General features: G+C 62.8%; 24 protein-coding genes. 14 read left to right on the top strand and 10 right to left on the bottom strand.

All coding sequences use genetic code 11. The features are described from left to right. From EN932_RS07930 to EN932_RS07915, 4 genes are all read right to left on the bottom strand, one after another. Positions 1–330, bottom strand: a 330-nt coding sequence (locus EN932_RS07930; protein ID WP_128368779.1) for a cupin domain-containing protein, incomplete at its 3' end; no start/stop codon positions are given. A 179-nt stretch (positions 331–509) separates the two neighbouring features. Next, on the bottom strand, positions 510–1,277 hold the full coding sequence (locus tag EN932_RS07925) for an SDR family oxidoreductase (RefSeq protein ID WP_127370376.1): 768 nt from the start codon (positions 1,275–1,277) through the stop codon (positions 510–512). Between the two features lie 87 nt (positions 1,278–1,364). Next, on the bottom strand, positions 1,365–2,363 hold the full coding sequence (locus tag EN932_RS07920) for an ABC transporter permease (protein ID WP_013530853.1): 999 nt from the start codon (positions 2,361–2,363) through the stop codon (positions 1,365–1,367). 42 nt (positions 2,364–2,405) lie between these two features. Further along, entirely contained in the window at positions 2,406–3,146 is a 741-nt protein-coding gene (locus EN932_RS07915) for an ATP-binding cassette domain-containing protein (RefSeq protein ID WP_013530854.1), read from the bottom strand. Between the two features lie 467 nt (positions 3,147–3,613). On the opposite strand from EN932_RS07915, the gene EN932_RS07910 reads away from it, so the two are divergent. Then, a complete protein-coding gene (locus tag EN932_RS07910) occupies positions 3,614–4,603 on the top strand; it encodes a sugar-binding protein (RefSeq protein WP_013530855.1) in 990 nt (329 codons plus the stop codon). Positions 4,604–4,801: 198 nt separating this feature from the next. Continuing rightward, positions 4,802–5,584, top strand: a complete 783-nt coding sequence (locus EN932_RS07905) for a FadR/GntR family transcriptional regulator (protein WP_013530856.1) — start codon at positions 4,802–4,804, stop codon at positions 5,582–5,584. 24 nt (positions 5,585–5,608) lie between these two features. Here the strand turns inward: EN932_RS07905 and EN932_RS07900 are convergent, their stop codons facing one another. Continuing rightward, positions 5,609–6,547, bottom strand: a complete 939-nt coding sequence (locus EN932_RS07900; protein ID WP_128368778.1) for an NAD(P)-dependent oxidoreductase — start codon at positions 6,545–6,547, stop codon at positions 5,609–5,611. Positions 6,548–6,666: 119 nt separating this feature from the next. Between EN932_RS07900 and EN932_RS07895 the strand changes: the two genes are divergently transcribed. Both EN932_RS07895 and EN932_RS07890 read left to right on the top strand, forming a co-directional pair. Then, entirely contained in the window at positions 6,667–7,563 is an 897-nt protein-coding gene (locus EN932_RS07895) for an NAD(P)-dependent oxidoreductase (RefSeq protein WP_127369158.1), read from the top strand. Positions 7,564–7,870: 307 nt separating this feature from the next. Next, positions 7,871–8,647, top strand: coding sequence for a FadR/GntR family transcriptional regulator (locus tag EN932_RS07890; protein ID WP_024501538.1), 777 nt, complete (start codon positions 7,871–7,873; stop codon positions 8,645–8,647). A gap of 14 nt (positions 8,648–8,661) precedes the next feature. Here the strand turns inward: EN932_RS07890 and EN932_RS07885 are convergent, their stop codons facing one another. Next, positions 8,662–8,952, bottom strand: coding sequence for a DUF3175 domain-containing protein (locus EN932_RS07885; protein WP_164753871.1), 291 nt, complete (start codon positions 8,950–8,952; stop codon positions 8,662–8,664). Between the two features lie 170 nt (positions 8,953–9,122). On the opposite strand from EN932_RS07885, the gene EN932_RS07880 reads away from it, so the two are divergent. The 8 genes from EN932_RS07880 to EN932_RS07845 all read left to right on the top strand — a co-directional run bounded on the left by EN932_RS07880 (position 9,123) and on the right by EN932_RS07845 (position 17,395). After that, the gene (locus tag EN932_RS07880; RefSeq protein WP_013530861.1) at positions 9,123–10,352 is read left to right on the top strand and encodes an MFS transporter; all 1,230 of its coding nucleotides are present in this window, start codon (positions 9,123–9,125) and stop codon (positions 10,350–10,352) included. A 21-nt stretch (positions 10,353–10,373) separates the two neighbouring features. Next, positions 10,374–10,703, top strand: coding sequence for a hypothetical protein (locus tag EN932_RS07875; protein ID WP_063168517.1), 330 nt, complete (start codon positions 10,374–10,376; stop codon positions 10,701–10,703). Between the two features lie 98 nt (positions 10,704–10,801). Continuing rightward, positions 10,802–11,830, top strand: a complete 1,029-nt coding sequence (locus tag EN932_RS07870) for a LacI family DNA-binding transcriptional regulator (protein ID WP_024501536.1) — start codon at positions 10,802–10,804, stop codon at positions 11,828–11,830. Positions 11,831–12,132: 302 nt separating this feature from the next. After that, a complete protein-coding gene (locus EN932_RS07865; RefSeq protein WP_013530863.1) occupies positions 12,133–13,260 on the top strand; it encodes a sugar ABC transporter substrate-binding protein in 1,128 nt (375 codons plus the stop codon). A 79-nt stretch (positions 13,261–13,339) separates the two neighbouring features. Beyond that, positions 13,340–14,887, top strand: a complete 1,548-nt coding sequence (locus EN932_RS07860; RefSeq protein WP_027160690.1) for a sugar ABC transporter ATP-binding protein — start codon at positions 13,340–13,342, stop codon at positions 14,885–14,887. After that, positions 14,884–15,864, top strand: coding sequence for an ABC transporter permease (locus EN932_RS07855; protein WP_127370249.1), 981 nt, complete (start codon positions 14,884–14,886; stop codon positions 15,862–15,864). The genes EN932_RS07860 and EN932_RS07855 overlap by 4 nt, the downstream gene beginning before the upstream one ends. After that, complete coding sequence (locus EN932_RS07850; RefSeq protein ID WP_013530866.1) at positions 15,861–16,847, top strand: ABC transporter permease; 987 nt, start codon at positions 15,861–15,863, stop codon at positions 16,845–16,847. Before EN932_RS07855 ends, EN932_RS07850 begins: the two co-directional genes overlap by 4 nt. A gap of 2 nt (positions 16,848–16,849) precedes the next feature. Next, positions 16,850–17,395, top strand: a complete 546-nt coding sequence (locus EN932_RS07845; RefSeq protein WP_063172530.1) for a gluconokinase — start codon at positions 16,850–16,852, stop codon at positions 17,393–17,395. Here the strand turns inward: EN932_RS07845 and EN932_RS07840 are convergent. Both EN932_RS07840 and EN932_RS07835 read right to left on the bottom strand, forming a co-directional pair. Further along, entirely contained in the window at positions 17,390–18,541 is a 1,152-nt protein-coding gene (locus tag EN932_RS07840) for a hypothetical protein (RefSeq protein ID WP_024501531.1), read from the bottom strand. The genes EN932_RS07845 and EN932_RS07840 overlap by 6 nt on opposite strands. A gap of 164 nt (positions 18,542–18,705) precedes the next feature. Then, a complete protein-coding gene (locus EN932_RS07835) occupies positions 18,706–19,611 on the bottom strand; it encodes a LysR family transcriptional regulator (RefSeq protein WP_024501530.1) in 906 nt (301 codons plus the stop codon). A 118-nt stretch (positions 19,612–19,729) separates the two neighbouring features. Between EN932_RS07835 and EN932_RS07830 the strand changes: the two genes are divergently transcribed. Next, positions 19,730–20,152 carry a DoxX family protein gene (locus tag EN932_RS07830; protein WP_127370100.1) on the top strand — a complete coding sequence of 141 codons (423 nt, stop codon included), beginning with the start codon at positions 19,730–19,732 and terminating at the stop codon, positions 20,150–20,152. 43 nt (positions 20,153–20,195) lie between these two features. Then, entirely contained in the window at positions 20,196–21,065 is an 870-nt protein-coding gene (locus EN932_RS07825) for an NmrA family NAD(P)-binding protein (RefSeq protein ID WP_127385292.1), read from the top strand. A gap of 114 nt (positions 21,066–21,179) precedes the next feature. Here the strand turns inward: EN932_RS07825 and EN932_RS07820 are convergent, their stop codons facing one another. Next, positions 21,180–21,629 (bottom strand): Rrf2 family transcriptional regulator, encoded by a 450-nt coding sequence (locus tag EN932_RS07820; protein WP_013530871.1) that lies wholly within the window; start codon positions 21,627–21,629, stop codon positions 21,180–21,182. 256 nt (positions 21,630–21,885) lie between these two features. Then, positions 21,886–22,872 carry a sulfate ABC transporter substrate-binding protein gene (locus tag EN932_RS07815; RefSeq protein ID WP_013530872.1) on the bottom strand — a complete coding sequence of 329 codons (987 nt, stop codon included), beginning with the start codon at positions 22,870–22,872 and terminating at the stop codon, positions 21,886–21,888. Positions 22,873–23,181 lie beyond the last annotated feature (309 nt).

The raw sequence follows: 23,181 nt of genomic DNA, 5'->3' as shown, positions 1-23,181 counted from the left end.
TTCTACATCGATCCCGACTGGGCGCGGCGCCGACGAAGGCAGGTCGCGGCGGCGCCGCGCCCAGTCGGGATCGATGTAGAAGGCGAGAAACAGACCGGGCGTCCCGTTTTGCGACAGAACATGGCTGTGCGGCTGGAAGGAGTTGATGCCGGCGGCCGTTCCAGGTCCAAGCCGGACGGTCTCGCGGCCGATGGTCATTTCGCCGGCCGTACCTTCCAGCCAGATGATGAGATGGGCCTCGACATGGGCATGGGTGACGAAGTCGCTTGCGACATTCAGGATAGAAACATGTCCGAACCGGCCCCAGTAGAGCCTGATCGCTTCCGTCATGGGTATATCCTCCCGCAGGCGACTGGCCTCCCTTCGCCTGCAGTGGGGATTGTGCGGCCGAGTTCGGGGCCGCGTCAAGACGCGCGGGGGCGGCGAGGGCGAATGACGGCCAGTGAGGCCGGATTTTCAGACTGAGCGATACGCACTGGAACGAATGGCGGTCGGGAGAATTGCCAACCTCAAACCGAAGCCGTCATGCCGCCATCGACATACAGCGTATGGCCGTTGACGAAGGACGAGGCATCTGACGCCAGAAACACGGCGGCGCCGATCAACTCGTCGACATTGCCCCAGCGCCCGGCCGGCGTGCGCTTTTCCAGCCAGGCGGAAAATTCGGGATTGTCGACCAGCGCCTGGTTCATCTCGGTGCGGAAATAGCCGGGCGCGATCGCATTGATCTGCAGGCCGTGTTTGGCCCAATCGGCGCACATGCCCCTTGTCAGGTTGCGGATCGCGCCCTTGGTGGCGGTGTAGGGCGCGATGTTCGGCCTTGCCAGTTCGCTCTGCACCGAACCGACGTTGATGATCTTGCCCTTGCGGCGCGGGATCATGTGGCGGGCGACCGCCTTGGCTGCATGGAAGGCGCCCGACACATTGGTCTTGAACAGGCGCTCCCATTGCTCCTCGGGAAAGTCCTCGAGCGGGGCGCGGAATTGTATGCCGGCATTGTTGATGAGGATGTCGATGGCGCCGATCTCGGCCTCGATGCGGGCAATGTCCTCGTTGACCGCCTGAAAGTCGGTGACGTCGAATACCGAGGCGTGCGCCTTGAAGCCGGCGTTGCGCAGCTTTTCGACGGCGCTGTCGATCCTGGCGGCGTCGCGGCCGTTCAGCACCACGCTTGCCCCATGTTCGGCCAGGCCCCGAGCCAGCGCGAAGCCGATGCCCTGGCCGGAGCCGGTCACCAGCGCCAGCCGACCCTCGAGGCTGAACAGGGAGTTGGCCATCAAACCGTCTTTTGTTTGACCATGATCTCCGGACAAACGGTTCCGTTTGTCCGAGAAAACCGGTTTCCACTTTTCGGGATCATGGTTCTAGTCGCTGCGGCGGAAATTGCGGATGCGGTCGAACAGCACCGCCAGCAGGATGGCGCCGCCGATGAAGACGCCTTGCCAGAAGGCATTGATGCCGAGCAGGCCGAGACTGTTGCGGATCACCTCGATCAGGGCCGCGCCGACGATGGCGCCGAAGGCGGTGCCGACGCCGCCGGCCAGATTGGCGCCGCCGATGACGGTGGCGGCGATTACCTGCAGCTCCATGCCGGTGCCGAGATTGGTGGTGACGGCACCCAGCCAGCCGGTCTGGATGATGCCCGCAATGCCCGCCGACAGCGCCGAGATCATGTAGACGGCAACCTTGATCTGGCGCACCGGAACGCCGGTCAGCGTTGCCGCGTGCTCATTGCCGCCGATGGCGAAGATATGGCGGCCGAACTTGGTCCAGCGCAGGATGAAGCCGGTGATCAGCGCCAGAAGGATCATGTAAAGCACCGGGTTGGCGATGCCGAACACCCAGGCGCCGCCGCCCAATGACAGAAGCTTGGCATGGTCCGGCCCGAACTGGAAGACCACCGTGTTGTTGGAGGCGACCATGGCGAGGCTTCGGGCGATCGACAGCATGCCGAGCGTCACCACGAAGGGTGGAAAGCCGAGATAGGCGATCAGCACGCCGTTGAAGGCGCCAATGGCGAGCGCGGTGGCAATCGAGGCCAGGATGCCGACCTCGATCGAGTAGCCGGCATGCATGGTGACGGCCAGCACCATCGACGACAGGCACAGCACCGAGCCGACCGACAGGTCGATGCCGCCGGTGATGATGACGAAGGTCATGCCGAGCGCGATGATGGCGACGAAGGTGATGTTGCGGGTGATGTTGTAGAGGTTCTTCGAGGTGGCGAAAGCGTCGGTGGCAAACGACAGGAACACGCAGGCAAGGATGACCGCGATCACCACCCAGAAAGTCTGGCTGGCAAACAGTCTCGCGGCCAAGGATTGCTGCTTATGCTCGATCGGCTGGTCAATTGTCAGTGCCATCGTCGACCTTCATCTGCTGTGCGTGGTGGAATTCGCTTGAAATCAAACCTGTTCGATAGCGCCGGTGATCAGCCCGGTGACTTCCTCGGGCGAGCTCGACGCAATCGTCTTGTCGGCGACCTTGCGCCCGCGCCGCATGACGATGACGCGGTCGGCGACGGTGAACACGTCAGGCATGCGGTGGCTGATCAGAACGACGGCGATGCCCTGATCGCGCAAATGGCGGATAAGGTTCAGCACTTCGGCGACCTGGCGCACCGAGATCGCCGCCGTCGGTTCGTCCATCAGCACGATCTTGGCCTGCGACAGCATGGTGCGGGCAATCGCCACCGCCTGGCGCTGGCCGCCCGACATCTGCTTGACGAGGTCGCGCGGACGGGTCTCGGACTTCAATTCGGCGAAGAGCTGGCCGGCACGCTTGTACATCGAGGCATAGTCGAGGATCCGGAACGGCCCGACGCCGCGCCGCAACTCACGGCCGAGATAGACATTGGCGGCGGCAGTCAGATTGTTGCAGAGCGCAAGGTCCTGGTGGACGATCTCGATGCCGTGCTGGCGGGCTTCCGCCGGCTTGTGCAGGATCAATTCCTTGCCGTCCATGTGCATGGTGCCATGGCTCGGGCGGAAATTGCCGGCGATCATCTTGACCAGCGTCGACTTGCCGGCGCCGTTGTCGCCCATCAGGCCGACCACCTGTCCGGGCTCGATCGACAGCGAAACGTCGTTGACGGCCTGGATAGCGCCGAAATGCCTTGAGATGTTGGTGAGTTCGAGAACCGCCACCAGCCTTTGCCTCCCCGTGCTTTTGCGACCTGCAGCTGTTACCGGCGTGGATGCCGACGCTGCTTTGGCCTCGCTCTCCCCGGCTCCTCCCGAAGACGGCGTTAGCGTTCTTTTACGCAAAAGCCGGCGCACGTCAATCAATTGTCGGACGAATTGGGCCAGGACTATTTTAAAAATCCGTTTTGTAGGACAAATAGCATTGACGTTGGCGCCAAGCCGATATTAGCTAAGCGTCGGAGGAGATTATGCCGATCCTCGCTGGCGGTTCGCCGGCCGGAATTGGCGGAGGTTTGACGGTCCAGGATCCGGCGGCACCTGTGTGTGAGCTGATCTGAAGCCGAATCTGGAAATGCTTATCGATCTGTCCTGGCGACACGAGCGCTCGCGAAACGACCCTCGGTCATCACGCATCCGGTCGATCTGTATGGCGGGCACGCCGTGTCCGTTTGTTTCAAGGGAGGACTGACATGAGGAAAACACTTTTGCTCGCCGCCGTCGCCGCCATGGCGTTGGGTGCCGGGCCGGCTTTGGCCAAGAAACAGCTCGTCATTGTCGTGAAAGGTCTCGACAATCCGTTCTTCGAGGCCATCCACCAGGGCTGCGAGAAATGGAACAAGGAAAACGCCAGCTCGGAATATGAATGCTTCTACACCGGTCCGGCGTCGACTTCGGACGAGGCCGGCGAGGCGCAGATCGTCCAGGACATGCTGAGCAAGGCCGACACGGTGGCGATGGCGATCTCGCCGTCCAACGCGCCGCTGATCGCGCAGACGATCAAGAGTGCCAATCCGTCGATCCCGATCATGACGGTCGATGCCGATCTCAGCAAGGAAGACGCAGGTCTTCGCAAGACCTATCTCGGTACCGACAATTACCTGATGGGCAAGAAGATCGGCGAGTACATCAAGAAGGGCAAGCCGAATGGTGGCACGATCTGCACCATCGAAGGCAACCCGGCAGCCGACAACATCCTGCGCCGCGCGCAAGGCATGCGTGACGCACTGTCGGGCAAGGAGGGCCTCGCCGCACTTGCCGGTGAAGGTGGCTGGACCGAAGTCGCCGGCTGCCCGGTGTTCACCAACGACGATGGCGCCAAGGGCGTGCAGGCGATGACCGACATCCTCGCCGCCAACCCCAAGCTGGACGCCTTCGGCATCATGGGCGGTTGGCCGCTGTTCGGCGCGCCGCAGCCCTATCGCGATCTGTTCGGACCGCTCAAGGACCGGATCGCCAGCAACGACTTCGTCATCGGTGCCGCCGACACGATCGGCGACGAGATTGCGATCGCTCGTGACGGCCTTGTAACGGCTCTGGTCGGCCAGCGGCCGTTCGAAATGGGCTACAAGGCACCGTCGGTGATGATCGACCTGATCGAAGGCAAGGCGGTCGCCGATCCGGTGTTCACCGGCCTCGACGAGTGCACCAAGGATACGGTCGACACCTGCATCCAGAAGTAGGTTCTCGATTTCGGGGCGCCCGGCTGCGGGCGCCCCGTCATTCCTGGACGGAAGCGATAATTCCCGAACGGACGCAATGGTTGGGGCAACCGGCTCCGGCTTTGCTGCGCCCGTGATCTGGATTTTTCGGCAACGAGATCGGCGCCCGTGCGGTTCGGACCAGTCCGGACAACAGACGGTCGACGCATTGGAACGTGGATGCCGGACGAGAAGTCAAGCAAGCGAACCGACCGGGCCAAGGCACAAGCCAGCCACGGCCCGGCTGTCATGCGCAAGGCCGGTGCCGCGCATTTTGCCGGAGCGAGCGTCCATGTCTCGCTGGCCGGCGAGATCGGCCTGCGGATCGTGCGTGGCGACTATCCGCCCGGCACCATCCTGCCCAACGAGTCCAGATGGGCCGAGATCTTCAATGTCAGCCGTTCGGCGGTGCGCGAAGCCATCAAGATGCTGATGGCGAAAAGCCTGTTGGCTTCACGCCCCAAGATCGGCAGCTGGGTCGAGCCGAAGGAGCGCTGGAACCTGCTCGACCGCGACGTGCTGGCCTGGTACGCGACGGCGCCCGACCGCGAGGCGTTCCTGCGAACCGTGCAGGAGTTTCGTCATATCATCGAGCCGGAAGCATCGGCCTTTGCAGCCATACGGCGCAGTGACGAGCAAATGGCGGAAATCAGCCAGGCCTGCCGCGAGATGGGCGAAGCCTTGAGCCTGCAGGAGCGTATCCGCGCCGATACGCGCTTTCATCTGGCCATCCTGCGCGCCTCCGGCAACGACCTTCTGGTGCCGCTCGGCGTGCTGATCGAGTCGGCGCTCGACCATCTCTTCGCATTCACGACACAGCAGGTCGCCGATCAGCGCCAGGCGCAGAAGCTGCATGAGGCGATCGAAAAGAACATCCGCCTGCAGCGCCCGGCCGCCGCGCGCAACGCCGTGCACAAGCTGCTTGCGGATACCGATGAAGGGATCGGGCGCTGGAGGCGGTGATCGACGCCTGCGTTGGGCAATCGGTTAAATGGTCTGCTTCTTGCCATCCTTCATCGGCATCAGGTCGACGCCGTTCACCTTCCCGATATGCGTTGCCAGCATCGGTACGAATTGCTCGGCCGGGCCGGTTGCGTGGGCACCGGCAAAGGCGTTCTTGGTGGCGTTGCCGAGCGGGTTGGCAATGCCGGCCGCACCCGCCATCGATTCCAGATAGGTCAGGTCCTTGAAGGCGTTGGCGATGGTGAATTTGTGCGCGTCGCGGTCACCTTCCAGCGTCCAGCGCATGAAGGTCTGGTAGAAGCCGCAATCCATGCGGCCATTGCGGATGACGCTGTCGAAGCGCGGCGGAGAGATGCCGACCTTCTCAGCCAGTGCCAGTGCCTCGGAATAGATCGCGGCGTAGCCGAGCGAGATGAAATTGTTGAGCAGCTTCATGCGATGGCCATCGCCGGTGTCGCCGATATGGACGATGCGGCCGGCCCAGGTTTCGATTACCGGTTTCACCCTGGCAAAGAGGGTGTCCGGCGCGCCGACCATGGCGTCGAGTGTGCCTTCCCAGGCTTCCTTCGGCGTGCGGCTGAGCGGTGCGTCGACAAAATCGATGCCGAGCGCCTTGAGTTCAGCGGCAAGCGCAATGGTCGAGACGGGGTCGGAGGTCGAGCAGTCGACGACGACGGAACCTTTCTTCAAACCCTCCTTGAGGCCGCCCGGGCCGCGAATGATGGCTTCGACCTCGCGCGAACCGGTGACGCAGATGAAGACGATTGTCGATGCCGCCGCCACATCGCGCGAGGTCGATGCTCCGGTGGCGCCGCGGCCAAGCAGGTCTTCCGCCGGCTTGCGGTTCTTGCGGCCGAGAAAGGTCAGGCTGTAGCCCTTGTCGACGATGTTCTTGGCGATCCCGTGGCCCATCAGGCCAAGCCCGATGAAGCCGATCTTTTCGCTCGCGGCAGTCGTGTTCATGTCTTCAAGTCCTGTTGCAATGATTGATGTCAGGCGCTGCCGTTTTGCAGGCGAGGGTGGTTGCGGATGGCGATATTGTCTGACAATACACATAAATTCCTGAGGATGTGGAGAGCAAAATGACGAAGCGGATCATGTTCACCGGCGGCAGCGGCAAGGCCGGACGCCATGTCGTCCAGTATCTGGTCGAGCAAGGCTGCCAGGTGCTCAACATCGACACCAGGCCGCTCGACAACCCCAAGGTGCGCACGCTGATCACCGACATCACCGACAGCGGGCAGGTGTTCAACGCACTGTCGAGCTATATGGGCCTGCATGAATTCGACCCCTCGCTGCGTCCGCAGCCGGTCGATGCGGTGGTGCATTTCGCTGCCATCCCGCGCATCATGATCACCACCGACAACGAGGTGTTCCGCATCAATGCGCTCGGCACCTACAATGTCATCGAGGCGGCGGTTAAGCTCGGTATTCGAAAGGTAATCATCGCCTCCAGCGAGACCACCTATGGACTGGTCTTCGCCAACGAGCCGCGCGATCCAAAATATTTCCCGCTCGACGAGGAGTATGACGTCGATCCGATGGACAGCTATGCCTTGTCCAAGGTCGTCAACGAGAAGACGGCGCGGGCCTTCGCGCAGCGCAACGGCACCGACATTTATTCCCTGCGCATCGGCAACGTCATCGAGCCGCACGAATATTCGCTGTTTCCGAAATGGTTCGCCGATCCGGGTTTCCGCAAGCGCATCGCCTGGAGCTATGTCGACGCGCGCGACCTTGGCCAGATCACGCTGCGCGCCATAGAGAAGGACGGGCTCGGCTATCAGGTGTTCAACGCGGCCAATGACGACACCTCGTCCGACCTGCCGACAGCCGAACTCTTGAAGCGGTTCTACCCCGGCGTGCCGGTCAAGGCCGAACTCGGCGAATACGAGACGCTGCTCTCCAACCGCAAGGCGCGTGACGTGCTGGGCTTCCGCCCGGAGCATAGCTGGCGCAAATACGTCAAGCAGGCCTAGGCATGTCGACACTCAGGTGATGCCGGCCTGCGAATGACGGCTTTCTGCGCTTCCGCCTTCGCCGGCCGAAGCACTTATGAGTGGTCGTGGCAGTCAAGGCTACGGTCGGCATAGGCCGGTGCTCACGTACCCAAAAGTACGATGCGCTCCGGTTCTCGAAATCCGTCATTCTCGGCTCGGCCTGACCTGAATATCGACATGCCAATCAAGCGGCGGATCGGGGCTGATCTGTGCACAGCGGGCAGCTTTGCGATGCAAGCCGCTTGCCGCGCTTGACAGCCTGCTTAATACAGACTTTCTGGACCCCATGCGGGACGCGAAGCCGAACAAGGAAAAATCGTTGGGGAAAGCGGCCTCCGGGGACCGTCCGGGCGGCGTTCGCCGGGCGGACGCCGCGCGTATTCCCGGCTCCAGCGTCCACGCCTCGCTGGCCAGTGAAATCGGCCTCAGGATCGTGCGCGGCGATTATCCGCCTGGCACCATCCTGCCCAATGAAGCGAAATGGTCGGAGACGTTCAGCGTCAGCCGCTCGGCGGTGCGCGAAGCGATCAAGATGCTGATGGCCAAGAGCCTTTTGGCCTCACGTCCCAAGATCGGCAGCTGGGTCGAGCCGAAGGAACGCTGGAACCTGCTCGATCGCGATGTGCTGGCCTGGTACGCGACGTCGCCGGACCGCGAAGTGTTCCTCAAAACGGTGCAGGAATTCCGCCATATCATCGAGCCGGAAGCGACCGCGTTCGCCGCGATGCGAAGAACCGACGAGCAGATGGCCGAGATCAGCCTGGCCTGCCGTGAGATGGGCGCGGCGACGAGCCTGCAGGAGCGGACCCGCGCCGACACGCGCTTCCATCTCGCCATCCTGCGGGCTTCGGGCAACGACCTGCTGGTGCCGCTCGGCGTGCTGATCGAATCCGCCTTCGATCATCTCTTTGCCTATACGACACGGGAGATCGACGATCTCAACCACGCGCAGAAGCTGCACGAGGCGATCGAGAAGAACATCCGCCTGCAGCGCCCCGACGCGGCGCGCAATGCTGTGCGCAAACTGCTCGCCAACACAGACGGCGTCATCCGCGCCCGGTAGGGCTGGACCGGCCGCTAATCATCCTTGTCACGTCCGAAGGCGCTGCGCAGCTCGCCCTTGGCGTCCTCAAGCACTTTTTTGCGCGCGGCAGGCAAGTTCTTGCCGGCGCGGTTGATGTAAAAATTCAGCATCGACATGGCGGATTGGAAAGGCCCGGCCTTGCGCCTGTGGCTGTGTTCGGCGGATCGTTTCAGCGAGGCGGCGATCTTCCTGGCGTCGTCAGATTCGAAGACGTGATCCTCAAGATCCATTGCGTTGCTGTGCTCGGTCACCTCGGCCGACCATTTTTTCCTGGTGGCGGTCATCGCAGGACTCCTTTGCGGGGTGGGTTGCCGGGAAACTCCGCACATCGGCATCGGTTCCGCCCTGGCTCTGGAGTCACGGATTTGCCCGCTGTGGCGCTGCTGCGGCCTGAGAATGCGCCGATAGTGGCGCAAACGGCAGCCGATCTCCGAGACCGCCGACAGGAAACGCCTTGACCCGAACCGACAGCCTCCAGCCCGGCCCCGGCATCGACAGCTCCTATGCCTGGATGCGGCTTGCCATCTCGATGCTGCTGGCGACGATCGGCGCCGTGGGCATGTGGGCTGTCGTCGTCGTGCTGCCCGCCGTGCAGGCCGAGTTCGGCGTCGACCGCGCCGCGGCGTCCATGCCTTACACGGCGACCATGGTCGGTTTCGCCGCCGGCAACGTGCTGGTCGGCCGCGCCATCGACCGGATGGGTTACTGGATCCCGGCGCTGATCTCTTCGATTGCGCTTTCCGCGGGCCTGCTGCTCGCGGCGCTGTCGACCTCGATCCTGCAATTCACGCTTGCCCAGGGGGTGCTGATCGGTATCGGCACGTCGGTGATCTTCGGGCCGCTGATCGCCGATATCTCGCACTGGTTCAACCGCCGTCGCGGTGTTGCGGTCACGGCGGCGGCGGCCGGCAATTACCTTGCCGGGGCGTTGTGGCCGACCATCATGCCGACGCTGATGAAGGCGGAGGGCTGGCGCTTCACCTATGCGGCAATCGGCATCTTCTGCCTGGTGACAATGGTGCCGCTGGTGCTGATGCTGCGGCGCGGTGCCCCGGCGGCGGCCGTCGCGGGTTCGCCCGGAAGCCGGTCGGTGCAGCCGATCTCGCTGTCGCCGGCGGCCTTGCAGGTGCTGCTGGTCGTCGCCGGGCTCGGCTGCTGCGTGGCGATGTCGATGCCGCAAGTGCATATCGTCGCCTATTGCATGGACCTTGGCTACGGCGTCGCACATGGCGCCGACATGCTGTCGATCATGATGGCGGGCGGCGTCGTCAGCCGGCTGGCGTCCGGCTTCCTCGCCGACCGTATCGGCGCCGTGTGGACATTGATGATCGGCTCGGTCCTGCAGTGCCTGTCGCTGCTGTTCTACATCCCGTTCGACGGGCTTGCCTCGCTCTATGTGGTGTCACTGGTGTTCGGCTTGTCGCAGGGCGGCATCGTGCCTTGCTACGCGATCATCGTGCGCGATTATATGCCGGCCAGAGAGGCCGGCCAGCGTATCGGCATCGTCATGATGGCGACCATCTTCGGCATGGCGATCGGCGGCTGGATGTCGGGCTGGATCTACGATTTGACCGGCTCTTATGCGGCTGCGTTCCTGAACGGCATTGCCTGGAATATTTTGAATATACTGGCGATCGTTCTGTTATTGTGGCGGTCGCGGCGATCATTGACGGTTGCAGCTTAAGCCTTATTCCGGGCGCACAAAATGCATCTCGATCTTCACGGTAAGCCCATTCTTCTAACAATAGCGGTGTGGGCCTGCGCCGCGGGATGCCTCGCAGGCGCCGCCGCAATTTTCTATTCGATTATCCTGGTGCTCGGCAGAACCGGAGCGCTTGTAGACACTACTGAGGAAAGATCACTTGGTTGGAGCGAGCGAGCCGGCCGCAGGAATAGCCGTTTCAACAGATTTCTTGTTGCTGACGAATTCCGATCGCTTCGCAAGCTCCTGTTTGGAGCATGGGCCGGATTTTTAGTCTCGTTTGGTCTTCTTTCTCTGCTGATTTTTCTCTTTGGGGAGCGGACATTGACCTAGCGTCGAGAAGGAAGCGCGCGGATAAATATCCCACTTTGACAACATATGACGGCTGCGGGCGCGATGGCTTCCGATCTGTATCTTGCGAGGACTCGATTTTGACCAAGCCGCGCACGCGCCGGGGCGGCGGCCGCCCGACCATCGCGGATGTCGCGCGCAAGGCCGGCGTCGGCGCCATCACCGTGTCGCGCGCCCTGCGCGAGCCGGAGCGTGTGTCCGAAGAGCTGCGCCGCCAGATCCAGGCCGCCGTCGACGAACTGGGCTACGTGCCGGACCCGAATGCCCGGGCGCTGGCCTCGGCGCGCGCCGAGGTGTTCGGCGTGCTGGTGCCGTCGCTTACCAACAACGTCTTCGCCGAGGTGGTGCGCGGCATCTATGACAGCCTGTCGGCCAGCCCGTTCCGCATCCAGCTTGGCAACACCCACTATTCCGGCCTCGAGGAAGAGCGGCTGCTGCAGCTGTTCGGTTCGCAACGGCCAGCGGCGCTGATCGTCGCCGGCATCGATCAGACGCCGGCTTCGCGAAAGCTGCTGGAAAGTGCCGGCTGCCCTGTGGTGCAGGTGATGGAAACCGGTCCCGATCCGGTCGACATGATGGTCGGCTTCTCGCATCTCGATGGCGGGAGGGCGGCGACCGAGCATCTGATCGAGGCCGGCTATCGCCGCATCGGCTTCATCGGCGCGCGCATGGATCCGCGTTCGCAGCGGCGCCTTGCCGGCTATCGCGCGGCGATGGAGGCCGCGGGCCTGTTCGACCCGCGCCTCGTCACCACCACGCCGGTGCTGTCCAGCGTGTCGCTCGGCCGCGAGATGTTCCGCGACGCGCTGGCCAAGGTGCCGACACTCGACGGGGTGTTCTGCAACAATGACGACATCGCGCTCGGCGTCTTGTTCGAATGCCATCGCGCCTCGATCGCGGTGCCGAAGACGATCGGCATCGTCGGTTTCAACGATCTCGACATGATGCAGGTGGCGTTTCCTTCGGTCACCAGCATCCGCACCCATCGTTATGAGATCGGCCGGCGTGCCGTCGCCATGGCGCTTGCTGCGATCGCCGGCAAAAGACCGGAGCAACGGATCGTAGACCTCGGTTTCGAGCTCAAGCGCCGCGAGAGCACGGCGCGTTGAAACGCACAGAAGCGACTGTGCGAATGCCGGTTTACACGCCAATTTGGTAGCGCTACCATCTCCTACAGGCAGGTGCATGAACGACAGGTCGCACCTGTTTATTATACATAAGCGACAACTAATACTTGTTTATTATGGATAATATGATAGTTTTCGCCCCGCTGGCGGCGACAAGGGAGGTACCGGGTCGGCCATCACGGGCGGCCGAGGAAGCGCATGGCAAGGCGGGAGGTGCCGGTCCATCGCGCGAAAAATTCGCATTGCGAAACGAACAATCAGAACTGCAATCGGGAGGATTATCGATGATCAAGTCACTCGTTGGTGGCGTCGTTGCCGCCACTGCATTCGTCATGCTCAATTCGGCCGCCATGGCCGCCGGACCCGAAATCGTGTCGGGTCCCGCCGCTCAGGCGGACTGTTTCGCGCCGTGGAGCGCGGAGACCAAATTCTTCAAATATCCCAAGAAGGAAGGGCCGTTCCGCATCGCCTTCGCCAATGGCTATATCGCCAACACCTGGCGCATCCAGATGGTGCAGACGGCCAAGGCCTACGCCGCGCAACCTGAAGTCAAAGCCAAGATCAAGGAATTCAAGGTCGTCTCGACGGGCGAGGACGTGCCGGCACAGATCTCGGCGATCAACAATTTCATCGATTCCGGCTATGACGCCATCGTCACCGACGCCCAGAACCCGACGGCCTTCGGTCCGGTCATCAAGCGTGCCAAGGAAGCGGGCATCGTGCTGGTCGCCTTCGACAACATTCTCGACACCAAGGACGCCATCAACGTCAATGTCGATCAGAAGGGTCTTGGCGAATTGTGGGCCAAGTGGCTGGTCGGCAAGATACCGAACGGCGGCAAGATCCTGGAAGTGCGCGGCGTCGCCGGCACCTCCGTCGACACCGATCGTCACAACGGCATCCACGAGGTCTTCGATGCGTCCGGCAAGAAGTGGGACGTGACCGAAGTCGCCGGCAAATGGGATGACGGCGTGGCGCAGAAGGTGACTGCGGATGCGATCGCCACCAACGGTCCGTTCGACGGCATCACCGGGCAGGGCGGCGACACCGGCATCGTGCAGGCGATGATCGACGCCAAGCATCCGTTCGTGCCGTTTGGCGGCGAGACCGAGAACGGCTTCCGCAAGTTCTGCGCCGCGCATTCAGCCGACGGGCTGAAGTGCTCGTCCGCGGGCTCGGGCCCGGCTCAGGTCGCTGTCGCCATCAAGACCGCGATCGCCGCACTCGAAGGCGAAGTGGTGCCACAAGAGGTGAAGCTGCCGCTGGCGATCGCCGAAGACCCGAACATGAAGGAAGGCACGGATTACTTCCCCAAGGAATCCGACAATTTCTTCGTCGGCAATTCCTTCCCGACCTGCGGCATCAATTTCAGCGCCCAGGAAATCATGGGTCAGACCAAGGAAAACCAGTAAATCATCGCTGGCTGTCACCCGGCGCCGCGGCTTGAGCCGCGGCGTTTGTCTCAATTCCACAATCGCCCTGGGAGGGCCGATGGACGGTGCGGCTCCGCTCTTTCGTATGGAAGGCATATCCAAGCGCTATGGCGGTGTACGCGCGCTGGAGAAGGCCGAGCTTGTTGTCGAAGCCGGCAGCATCCACGCCATTCTCGGCGAAAACGGCGCCGGCAAGTCGACGCTGATCAAGGTCATGGCAGGTGTCGTGGCGCCCGATGAGGGCCGCATGACGCTGGACGGGCGCGAGGCGACCTTCGCTTCTCCGGGTGCCGCCAACAAGGCCGGCATCGTCTGCATCTTCCAGGAACTGTCGCTTGTCCCCGAGCTAAGCGTTGCCGACAACATCGTCATTTCCGACCCGCCCAAACGCTTCGGCATGATCGACCGCAAGGCGCAGCGCCGCATCGCCGAAGAAGCACTTGCTCGTGCCGGCGCCGCCGACATCCACCCGCTGGCGCTGGTCAAGGACCTGCCATTGTCGCGCCGGCAGATGGTCGAGATCGCCAAGGCATTGGCACGCAAGCCGCGCATCCTTATCCTCGACGAGGCGACCTCCGCGCTGACTGCCGCGGATGTCTCGAAGATCTTCGCGGTGCTCAAGCGGCTGCGCTCGGAAGGGCTGGCGCTGCTTTACATCTCGCACCGCATGAACGAGATCGCCGAACTGGCGGATCAGTGCACGGTGTTCCGCAACGGCCGCAATGTCGCCAGCTATCCAGCCGGCTCGAAGAGTGACAATGAGGTGGTCGAACTGATGATCGGCCGCGAATACAGCCATATCTTTCCGCCCAAGCCGACGGCCGTGCCTGCCGCCGCGGCCCCCAGGCTCGAGGCCCGCAAGCTCTCATGGGCCGACCGGCTGCACGACATCTCGCTGACCGTCAGGGCAGGTGAGGTGGTCGGCCTTGGCGGCCTCGACGGCCAGGGCCAGCGCGAATTGCTGCTCGCCTTCTTCGGCGTGCTGCGCGGCCTCAGCGGCCAGATCCTGATCGACGGCAAGCCTGTGTCGATCACCAGTCCATCCGTTGCGCGCGACGACGGCATCGGCATGGCGCTCATTCCCGAGGACCGCAAGACCGAAGGTCTGATGCTGCCGATGACGGTGCGCGAGAACCTGTCCTTCGCCGCCCTCGACCGGTTGTCGAAAGCCGGCATCATCGACCGTGCCGCCGAGCAGCGGCTGATCGACGACATGGTCGGCCTTTTGGCGATCAAGACGGCGGGCCTCGACATTCCGGTCGGCGCGCTTTCGGGCGGCAACCAGCAGAAGGTGGTCATCGCCAAATGGCTGATGCGCCAGCCGCGCATCATCCTGCTCAACGATCCGACGCGCGGCATCGACGTCGGCACCAAACAGGAGCTGTACCAGCTGATGCGCAAACTGGCCGACGCGGGTGCGGCGATCCTGTTCTACTCGACCGACTATGACGAGCTGATCGGCTGCTGCGACCGTGTGCTGGTGCTCTACGACGGAGCGGTCAAGCGCGAGCTGGTCGGCGCCGAGATCACCGAGCGGGCGCTGATATCAAGCGCGCTCAACATCCATGGCGAGGACAGCCCGGTGGGCCTGGGAGTGGGCGCATGAAGGATTGGCGTTACTGGCTGGCCGAGCGGCGCGGAACGCTGCTGGCGTTCGGCATCTTCATCGTCATGTTCGTCATCTACACCTCGAACCATCCGGCCGGCTTCACCGCCAATGTGGTGCAGACGGCGGCCAACAAGGGCGTGCTGCTCGCCTTCGTCGCCATGGCGCAGACGCTGGTGGTGATCACCGCCGGCATCGACCTGTCCGTCGGCATGATTTTTCTCCTCACCAACTGCCTGGCTTCGTGGCTGGTGGTGGGAACGCCGATGCAGACGACGCTCGGCGTCATCGCCGTGCTGGCGGTGGGGCTGCTGTGCGGCGCCATCAACGGCGCCATCGTCATCTATGGCCGGCTGCAGCCGATTGTCGCCACCATTGCCACAGGCGCCGTCTATTACGGCATCGGCCTGTTGCTGCGGCCATTTCCGGGCGGCTCGGTCAATGAGGACCTGGCCGATGCGCTGACCGGCCGTGTGTTCGGCGTGGTGCCGGCAAGTCTCGTCGTGCTGCTGGCCATCGTGCTGGTGATCTGGGTGCCGTTCAGCCGCTCGGTGCTTGGCCGCGCCGCCTACGCGGCAGGCTCATCGGAGACGGCGGCCTACATGTCGGGTGTGCCGATCCGGCGCGGCAAGTTCGCCGCCTACACGCTGGCCGGCCTGCTGGCGGCGATCGGCGGACTGTTCCTGACCTTCTTCACCTATACGGGTGAGGCGGCCTATGCCAGCGGCAACTCCTACACGCTGTTTTCGATCGCCGCCGTGGTGCTCGGCGGCGTTTCGCTGTTCGGCGGCAAGGGCAGCGCCATCGGCGCCATCTTCGGCGCACTGGCTTTCCGCACGATCGGCGACTTGTTGTTCGTCTTCGATTTCGATCCGCTCTGGCAGCCGCTGTTCCAGGGCGTTATCCTGCTGGTCGCCGTCAGCCTCGGCGCCTTCGCCCTGTTTCGGGTCCGCAACCGGCTGGAGTGGTTCCTGTGAGCGAAACGACGCTTGGCGGCATTGCCGGCCGCATGCCCAGATTCATCCGCCGCGCCGATCCGGCGGTGCTGACGGCCTTTGCCTGCATCGTGCTTTTGCTGTTCTTCGGCAGCCTCTACTCCAGAAGCTTCCTGTCGCCTGAATATCTCCTGCAGCAACTCAAGGTGGCTTCATTCCTCGGTGTCATCGCGACAGGCATGATGCTGGTCATCCTGCTCGGCCAGATCGACCTGTCGGTGCCGTGGGCGGTGGCGGCGGGCGCCATGATGGCCTGCGCCGCGGCGGCGTACGGCCCGGTCGGCGTGGCGTTGGCCATCCCGTTCGGCATCATCTGCGGCATGCTGATCGGCGTCGTCAACGGCATCGGCGTCGCCTATCTGCGCATCCCCTCGATGATCATCACATTGGCCACCAACGCTGTCGCGCAGGGGCTGATGGTGGTCTACACCGGCGGCTTCTCGCCGCAGGATTCAGCGACGGGCGCGATGCGCTACCTGGCGACCGGTTTCGCCATTCCGGGCGTGCCCAACGCCGTCATCATCTGGGCGCTGATCGGGGCCGCGATGGTGTTCGTGCTGACGCGGACCGGCTTCGGCCGCACCGTCTACGGCATCGGCAACCGCGAGCGCGCGGCCTATCTCTCCGGCATCGACACAAGGCGCGTGGTGATGATCGCCTTCGCCGTCTCCGGTGGGCTCTCGGCTTTCGGCGGCGTGCTTCTGGCCGGCTATGCCTCCAAGGCGGCGCAGTCGATGGGCGACGCTTATCTGCTGCCGTCGATCGCCGCGGTGGTGCTTGGCGGCACCTCGATCCTGGGTGGGCGCGGCTCCTATCTCGGCACTGTCGCCGGTGTCATCCTCATCACGTTGCTGCAATCCATCTTGTCGGTCATGCAGATGCCGGAGGCGGGGCGGCAGATCATCTACGGTGTCGTCATCGTCGCCATGCTGCTGCTCTACGGCCGCGCGCCGGCAAGCCGCTGACAGTGGACGAAGCGGCAGCACAGGCGCCGACGAGCGCCCCCGGCTCGGTGCCGGCCATCGTGGTTATGGGCGTCGCCGGCTGCGGCAAGTCGGCGGTGGGCATTGGGCTTGCCGCCGCTCTGGGCGTTACCTTTATCGAGGGCGACAGGCTGCATCCTCCGGAAAACGTCGCACGCATGGCAAGCGGCGAGCCGCTTACCGATCAGCTGCGCGAAGGCTGGCTCAACGCGATCGGCGAGCGCATCGCCGCGTCGGTGGGGCAGGGCAACGGCGTGGTCGCCGCCTGCTCGGCGCTGAAGCGCAGCTACCGCGACCGGCTGAGCGGCTTCTGCCCGGAAATCGTCTTCCTCTATCTGGAGATCGACCCTGGTACGGCCAGGCAGCGCGTCGGCAGCCGCAAGGGCCACTTCATGCCGGCGAGCCTGGTCGACAGCCAGTTCGCCATCCTCGAGCCGCCGGCTGCGGATGAGCGCGCCTCGAAACTCAATGCCACACGCCCGGTCGGTGAGCTCGTCGCCGCCGCGGTCCGCCTGATACGCCGGTCATGAGCCTTCATCCATTCCGATGCCGATGCTGTCCGAGACCTCGGTCAGCCGCTGCCGGCGGGACCACGTCAGCATCTGCTCGGGGTAGAGCTTCAGCGCTTCCAGCAGGCGGTCGCGCTTGAGCAGGATGTAGTGCGCCTGCACAGTCATGTTCTTGGCGCCATCCCTGGCCATGTCCGTTGCCGGGCTGACAGATGCCTCCGGCGTCAGCTCGGGGCTGAGCACGGCCCGGTATTCGATGAAGGGAACCACTTCGAAGGTCGACATGGCAAACAGGGCGGTCCTGCCCCTGGCGGCGAAATTCGCCGGTGCCGAGGCGAGATGCGTCCAGCCGCTTTCGCCCATGGCTGCCTCGGTGAAGGTCGTGCCGGCATGGACGGTGTTGGTCATCGTCACCACGCCATTCTGCTTCAGGATCTTCTGGATGCGGATGGTGACCTGATAGGCGTCGTCACGATCAAAGGCGACCCGGCTTTTCAGGAACCGGTTCTCGACATCGATCAGCGGCGGATTGAGGAAACGCAAGCCGAACGCCGATTCGGAAATACCGTGGGTGTTGACGCTCACCTGATGCGCTTCGATACCGGCCTCGTACAGCGCGCGCTTGCCGATGATGGTCTGGGCGGTGAACTGATCGCACCAGAGGATGGCGCCGTGGCCGCGCTGCAAGGCCGACCGCAGCCCCGCCAACCCCTCCAGCCGGATCGTCGGCGACCAGCGGCCGGCCACCAGATGTGCGGCGAGCTGCAAGCGGCGGCGGTGGCGCGCTGCCAGCAATCCCTCGAACAGCTTGCGTGCATCGATACCATCGCCCAGCACCGCGAGCGTGGCGGCAGCGTAGGCCGGGAATTCCTTGCGCATATGGCGCTTGAGGCGAAACCTCGATACGCGGCCGCAGATCGGCGCCCACCACCGCACCGGCAGTGCCGCCGCCACCACGAGATAGAAGATAGACAGCAGGCCTTCGCGAAGATCCTTGTTGGAAAAGCGGCGAAGCCGGCCAGGGCGAACCAGCTTGCGGCTGAAGAAGCGTACATCCTCCGCCCGTTCCGGGACGAAGACGTCTGCGATGATTTCAGTGCGGAAACTGGCTGCCGACGGCAGCTTGCGGGCGGCCTTGCGGGATTTTTCTAACCACCACAGCCTCATCGGTCCAGCCCGTTCTTCGAACCCCGCTTTACTGCGTCGGCTTGGGCCGTGCAAGGTGGTGTCCGTGCTCGAGACTTCTGCAAATTTCGCTTTCCCTAGACTTAAGACAAGCGCGCCGCTTACGAAGTGTTGATTTCGAGGGCCGGACGAAGATAGTCGTATCGCTATTCCATATATGGCGTCAGCACATCTTCGATCCATTTCATGAACGCGCGGACCCGGCGCGATAGATTGCTCCGATGTGCGACGACGAGGGACACGGCGAGCGGCCGGCGACGAAAATCGGGTAGGATCTCGACAAGCGCTCCACTCTCCAAGTATCGGCCAATGCCCAAGAGTGGCGCCTGGATCAGACCGAGGCCGGCGAGGGCCGCTGCTTCGTAGGTCTGTGCGCTGTTGACGTGTAGCGCACCTGGCAACTGAAGCGTCGCGTAGCTGTCGCCGTCCGGATATTCCCATCCATAGGGTCGCGCGCCCAGCAGCGTCGAAAAATGAATTGCCCTATGTTCCTGACGCTGGAGATCTTCCAGCGATCGAGGCACGCCATGGCGCGCCAGATAGGCGGGACTGGCTGCGTTGGCCATGCGCAACAGGCCCAACGGGCGGGCAATCAGGGTCTCGTCGCGAATGGGTCCAAGCCGCAATACACAATCGAACCCCTCTTGAACCAGATCGACTTGCCGATCCGTACTCGACACCTCCAGCTCCAACTCGGGGTGAGCCGCCATGAAATCCGGCAAAGCCGGTACGATCGTTGTGCGCGCCACTTCGGTCGGAAGGTCGACCCGCAAACGGCCGCGAAGTGCCACGCGGTCGCCTGCGAACATCGAGTGCAGATCATCGACTTCAGCAAGCAGATCGCGGGCGCGGGCATGAAATGCGCGTCCGTCCTCCGTCAACCGCACGCTGCGCGTCGTCCGGTGCAGAAGCCTGACACCCACATCTTCTTCCAGCTTGCGGACCGCCGTTGAGGCTCTCCCCTTTTGGATGCCCAGGCTATCGGCCGCGCGGGTGAAGCTCCCCATTTCCGCGACCGTTGTGAAAATGAGGATGGGTTCGAGATTCTGCATTTTCGCGCCTCGGATTGTTCCCCAAAAAGAGAACAGTTGGTTCATTTCCTCGGCATTTATCACAGTTGAGAGGCACAGTAAGCTTCGAATATGGGATCTCCCCATCGGAGAATGACAAGTGTCCGAAACTGTGAACCTGCATCAGACACCGGAAATTATGACCTTGCATCGCGCCCTGTGGGCCGGCCGGATCATGAGCGCGTTTGTCGTCATCGCCCTGACGGCAGATGGCACTGTTCAGCTTTTCGCGCCGGCACAGATCGCCAGCATGTTGCAGGAAACCGGGTTGGCGATGGACCTGACCCGTGTCGTGGGTCCGATCATCCTCGCCTGCGCCATCCTCTACGCCATCCCGGTCACCGCCGTCCTCGGCGCGATCCTGGTGACGGGCTTTTTGGGAGGTGCCATCTGCGCCCATCTTCGCATCGGTGAGTTGGGGTCGCCGCCGGAAATCATCTCCCTGCTTCTGGGCGCGATGACCTGGGGCGGCCTCTATCTCCGCGATCCCCGTATCCGGGCCATTCTGCCGCTCATCCATTGAACCAACAGGGGCAGCTCTGTCCCCCGACATCAGGAGAAAACACATGTTCCTAGTAATGGGAATCACGGGAAAAGTTGGCGGCGCAACGGCAGAGCATCTGCTGGCGCACGGCAAGGAGGTACGCGCACTCATCCGCAACCGCGACAAGGCGGCCAATTGGGCGAACCAGGGCGTGGAACTGGTAGACGGCGACTGGAATGATTCGGCAGCCATCGAGCGAGCCCTCAAAGGCGTCGAAGGCGCGTTCGTCATGTTGCCCCCTGTCTGGGCGCCGTCGCCCGATTACAAAGAAGCGAGGAGCGTGATTGCTAGCTATGTCGAGGCTCTGACCAAGGCAGCGCCGCCGCGAGTGGTCGCGCTTTCGTCGATGGGTGCGAACAGAACAAGCGGGCACGGGGTGATCGCGGCCTTGTCGCTTCTGGAGCAAGGGTTTCGCGGCCTGACATCGCCAACCGCATTTGTGCGCGCGGGGGGATTCTTCGAAAATTTCCTCTACGGCTTGCAGGTCGCGCAGGGCGGAATGCTACCGGTCTACTACAATCCGACAAACCGGAAATCGACCATGGTTGCGACGAACGACATCGGCGCAGAGGTCGCAACCCTTTTGACCGGGTCGACGTGGTCAGGGCAGCGCATCGTCGAGATCGGTTCGATGGTCACCGCGGATGAAGTCGCGGAGCAGTTGGGTGAAGTCCTGAATCTCGCCGTGAAAGCCTTTGCAATTCCGCGTGCGGGGTGGGCGGAAGCGTTCGAGCAATTCGGCATCCCGAAGGGTCACTCCGGACCTGCCGAAGAAATGTTCGAGGCCGTGAATGCGGGATGGATGGACCTCGGTGTGGTGGGTACGGAGCACGTAGCGGGTACGACGTCCGCACGCGCTGTATTCGAGGCCGCGTCTAATGTGAACGGATAGGCCAAAACTGCATGAGGTTCTCCGTGATTTCGAGCTTCGCAACCCGAGATTTGGAGAACCTCTCCTTCAATGCAGGAATCTCTATCTGAACGCGATCGGCTTGAAGTCGGTGGTTTAGATCTGCGACGTCAGCTCGACCGGGAAATCGTCATTGTCGGCATCGCGCATGGCGGCGAGGCTGCGATTATCCAGCACTTCGGCGATTGCCTGCCGCACCTCCAGCATCATGTGGCGGACCTGGCAGGTCGCCTCGTCGCAATCCTCGCAGCGTTGATACTGCGTGCGGCTGGCGCAAGGGATTGGCGCCAGCGGCCCGTCAAGCACGCGCACGACATGGCCGATCTTGATTTCGGAGGCCGGCCGGGCAAGGCGGTAGCCGCCTTCCTTGCCTTTGCGGCTCTGGACGAAGCCGGCATTGCGCAACTCGCCCAGAATGGCATCGAGGAATTTCTTCGGGATGTTGTTGGCCACAGCGATGTCATTGACGAAGGCCAATTGGCCGGCCGGCAGGCCAGACAGATGCACGAGGGCCTTGAGGCCGTATTTGCCTTTTTTTGTCAGCATGCCCAGATCAACCCATAAAAGCCCCAACCACTCGCATCTGGCGACTGTTTGTGTGCAAATAATGACGTCTTCGCCGCGCGGTGATGTTTCGCGAAACAGCCACCCAATTGCACGTTAGGCATAAACGCGTTGATTCTTTGTAACGTTTTGCACTGAGAACGCGGATATTCCGCTGATAACCAGGTTATCGGCGTTCAAAAACGAAAAAAGCCGGCAGCGCGCCGGCTTTTTCGTCTGCTGTGCAGGTATCGCTGCCTCAGCGGCTGCCGTAGGTCTGGTCGAGCAGGCCGCCGGCGGCGAAATGCTCTTTCTGCACCTTGTCCCAGCCGCCGAAAACGTCTTCCACCGTCAGCAGCCGGACATCGGGGAAATCGGCCTTGTATTTCGCCGCCACAGCGGCGTCGCGGGCTCTGAGGCCGTTGCGGGCGGCGATGTCCTGGCCCTCCGGTGTGTAGAGGAAGTCGAGATAGGTCTTGGCCAGATCGCGCGTGCCGTGATCGTCGGCAACCTTGTCGACGATGGCGACCGGGAATTCGGCCAGCAGGCTGACCGAAGGCGTAACCTGCTCGAACTTGTCGTCGCCATACTCCTTGCGGATGCCGCGCGTCTCCGACTCGAAGGTGATCAGCACATCACCGATCTCGCGCTGCACGAAGGTGGTGGTCGCGGCGCGGCCGCCGGTGTCGAAGATCGGCACGTTGTTGAACAGCTTGGTGATGAACTCTTTCACCTTGGCGTCATCGCCCTTGAAGGCTTCCTTGGCGTAGGCGGTGGCCGCCAGATAGGTGTAGCGCGCATTGCCGGATGTTTTCGGGTTTGGGAAGATCACCTGCACGTCGTCGCGCACGAGATCGTTCCAGTCCTTGATGTGCTTGGGGTTGCCCGCGCGGACAAGGAACGAAGGCAGAGAATAGAAGGGCGAGGCATTGTCAGGGAAATCCTTCTGCCAGTCGGCCGAGACGAGGCCCTTCTTGACCAGGAAGTCGATGTCGATGACCTGGTTGAAGGTAACAACGTCGGCGCCAAGACCCTCGGCGATGGCGCGTGCCTGCGCCGAAGTGCCGGCATGCGACTGGTCCACGGTGACGCCCGGATGCTGGGCGATGAAAGCCTTGTTGACCTGCACGAACAGTTCGCGGCCGACATCATAGGATGCGTTGAGCAGTTTGTCGGCCGACCAGGCTTGGGAGGATGCAAGGAACAGGCCGGCGACGGTGGCAAGCCCGAGGAAAAATCGTTTCATGAAAACAGGCTCCGATGCAATGCGTTGATGGTCGGACCATAGCCGTGACGTATCATGCGCGACGAGGCATGCGCTGTCGGTTCGCGGCCTCGTCGTGGGAAAATATATCGCCTAAGTTGGCACCTGTTGGAATTCTGTTCCAGGAGATGGCTATCTTCGTCGGAGTTTTTCTGCGCCTTGTTTGCGGTGCTGCATGGCATATACAAAAGGCATATACAAAGAGCTGCCGCCATGCCCCAGAACCGTCATTCAACAACGCCGCCCAAGGAGGCGAAGCTGTTTCGCAACAACCGCAGCCCAACACGGGAG

The organism is Mesorhizobium sp. M7A.F.Ca.US.002.01.1.1 (assembly GCF_004022955.1).
In the GTDB taxonomy this organism is placed as follows: Bacteria; Pseudomonadota; Alphaproteobacteria; order Rhizobiales; family Rhizobiaceae; genus Mesorhizobium; species Mesorhizobium ciceri.
Note: the sequence above shows the minus strand (reverse complement) of the source record. Positions and strands in the feature narration are given on the sequence as shown.

Excerpts from the sequence above, each read along its gene's own strand:
- EN932_RS07895 (WP_127369158.1), top strand. The coding sequence starts at position 6,667 with ATGACGAAGCGGATCATGTTCACCGGCGGCAGCGGCAAGGCCGGACGC.
- EN932_RS07835 (WP_024501530.1), bottom strand. The coding sequence starts at position 19,611 with ATGCAGAATCTCGAACCCATCCTCATTTTCACAACGGTCGCGGAAATG.
- EN932_RS07840 (WP_024501531.1), bottom strand. The coding sequence starts at position 18,541 with ATGAGGCTGTGGTGGTTAGAAAAATCCCGCAAGGCCGCCCGCAAGCTG.
- EN932_RS07920 (WP_013530853.1), bottom strand. The coding sequence starts at position 2,363 with ATGGCACTGACAATTGACCAGCCGATCGAGCATAAGCAGCAATCCTTG.
- EN932_RS07860 (WP_027160690.1), top strand. The coding sequence starts at position 13,340 with ATGGACGGTGCGGCTCCGCTCTTTCGTATGGAAGGCATATCCAAGCGC.
- EN932_RS07875 (WP_063168517.1), top strand. The coding sequence starts at position 10,374 with ATGCATCTCGATCTTCACGGTAAGCCCATTCTTCTAACAATAGCGGTG.
- EN932_RS07820 (WP_013530871.1), bottom strand. The coding sequence starts at position 21,629 with ATGCTGACAAAAAAAGGCAAATACGGCCTCAAGGCCCTCGTGCATCTG.
- EN932_RS07855 (WP_127370249.1), top strand. The coding sequence starts at position 14,884 with ATGAAGGATTGGCGTTACTGGCTGGCCGAGCGGCGCGGAACGCTGCTG.
- EN932_RS07905 (WP_013530856.1), top strand. The coding sequence starts at position 4,802 with ATGCCGGACGAGAAGTCAAGCAAGCGAACCGACCGGGCCAAGGCACAA.
- EN932_RS07910 (WP_013530855.1), top strand. The coding sequence starts at position 3,614 with ATGAGGAAAACACTTTTGCTCGCCGCCGTCGCCGCCATGGCGTTGGGT.
- EN932_RS07865 (WP_013530863.1), top strand. The coding sequence starts at position 12,133 with ATGATCAAGTCACTCGTTGGTGGCGTCGTTGCCGCCACTGCATTCGTC.
- EN932_RS07815 (WP_013530872.1), bottom strand. The coding sequence starts at position 22,872 with ATGAAACGATTTTTCCTCGGGCTTGCCACCGTCGCCGGCCTGTTCCTT.
- EN932_RS07890 (WP_024501538.1), top strand. The coding sequence starts at position 7,871 with ATGCGGGACGCGAAGCCGAACAAGGAAAAATCGTTGGGGAAAGCGGCC.
- EN932_RS07825 (WP_127385292.1), top strand. The coding sequence starts at position 20,196 with ATGTTCCTAGTAATGGGAATCACGGGAAAAGTTGGCGGCGCAACGGCA.
- EN932_RS07900 (WP_128368778.1), bottom strand. The coding sequence starts at position 6,547 with ATGAACACGACTGCCGCGAGCGAAAAGATCGGCTTCATCGGGCTTGGC.
- EN932_RS07885 (WP_164753871.1), bottom strand. The coding sequence starts at position 8,952 with ATGACCGCCACCAGGAAAAAATGGTCGGCCGAGGTGACCGAGCACAGC.
- EN932_RS07925 (WP_127370376.1), bottom strand. The coding sequence starts at position 1,277 with ATGGCCAACTCCCTGTTCAGCCTCGAGGGTCGGCTGGCGCTGGTGACC.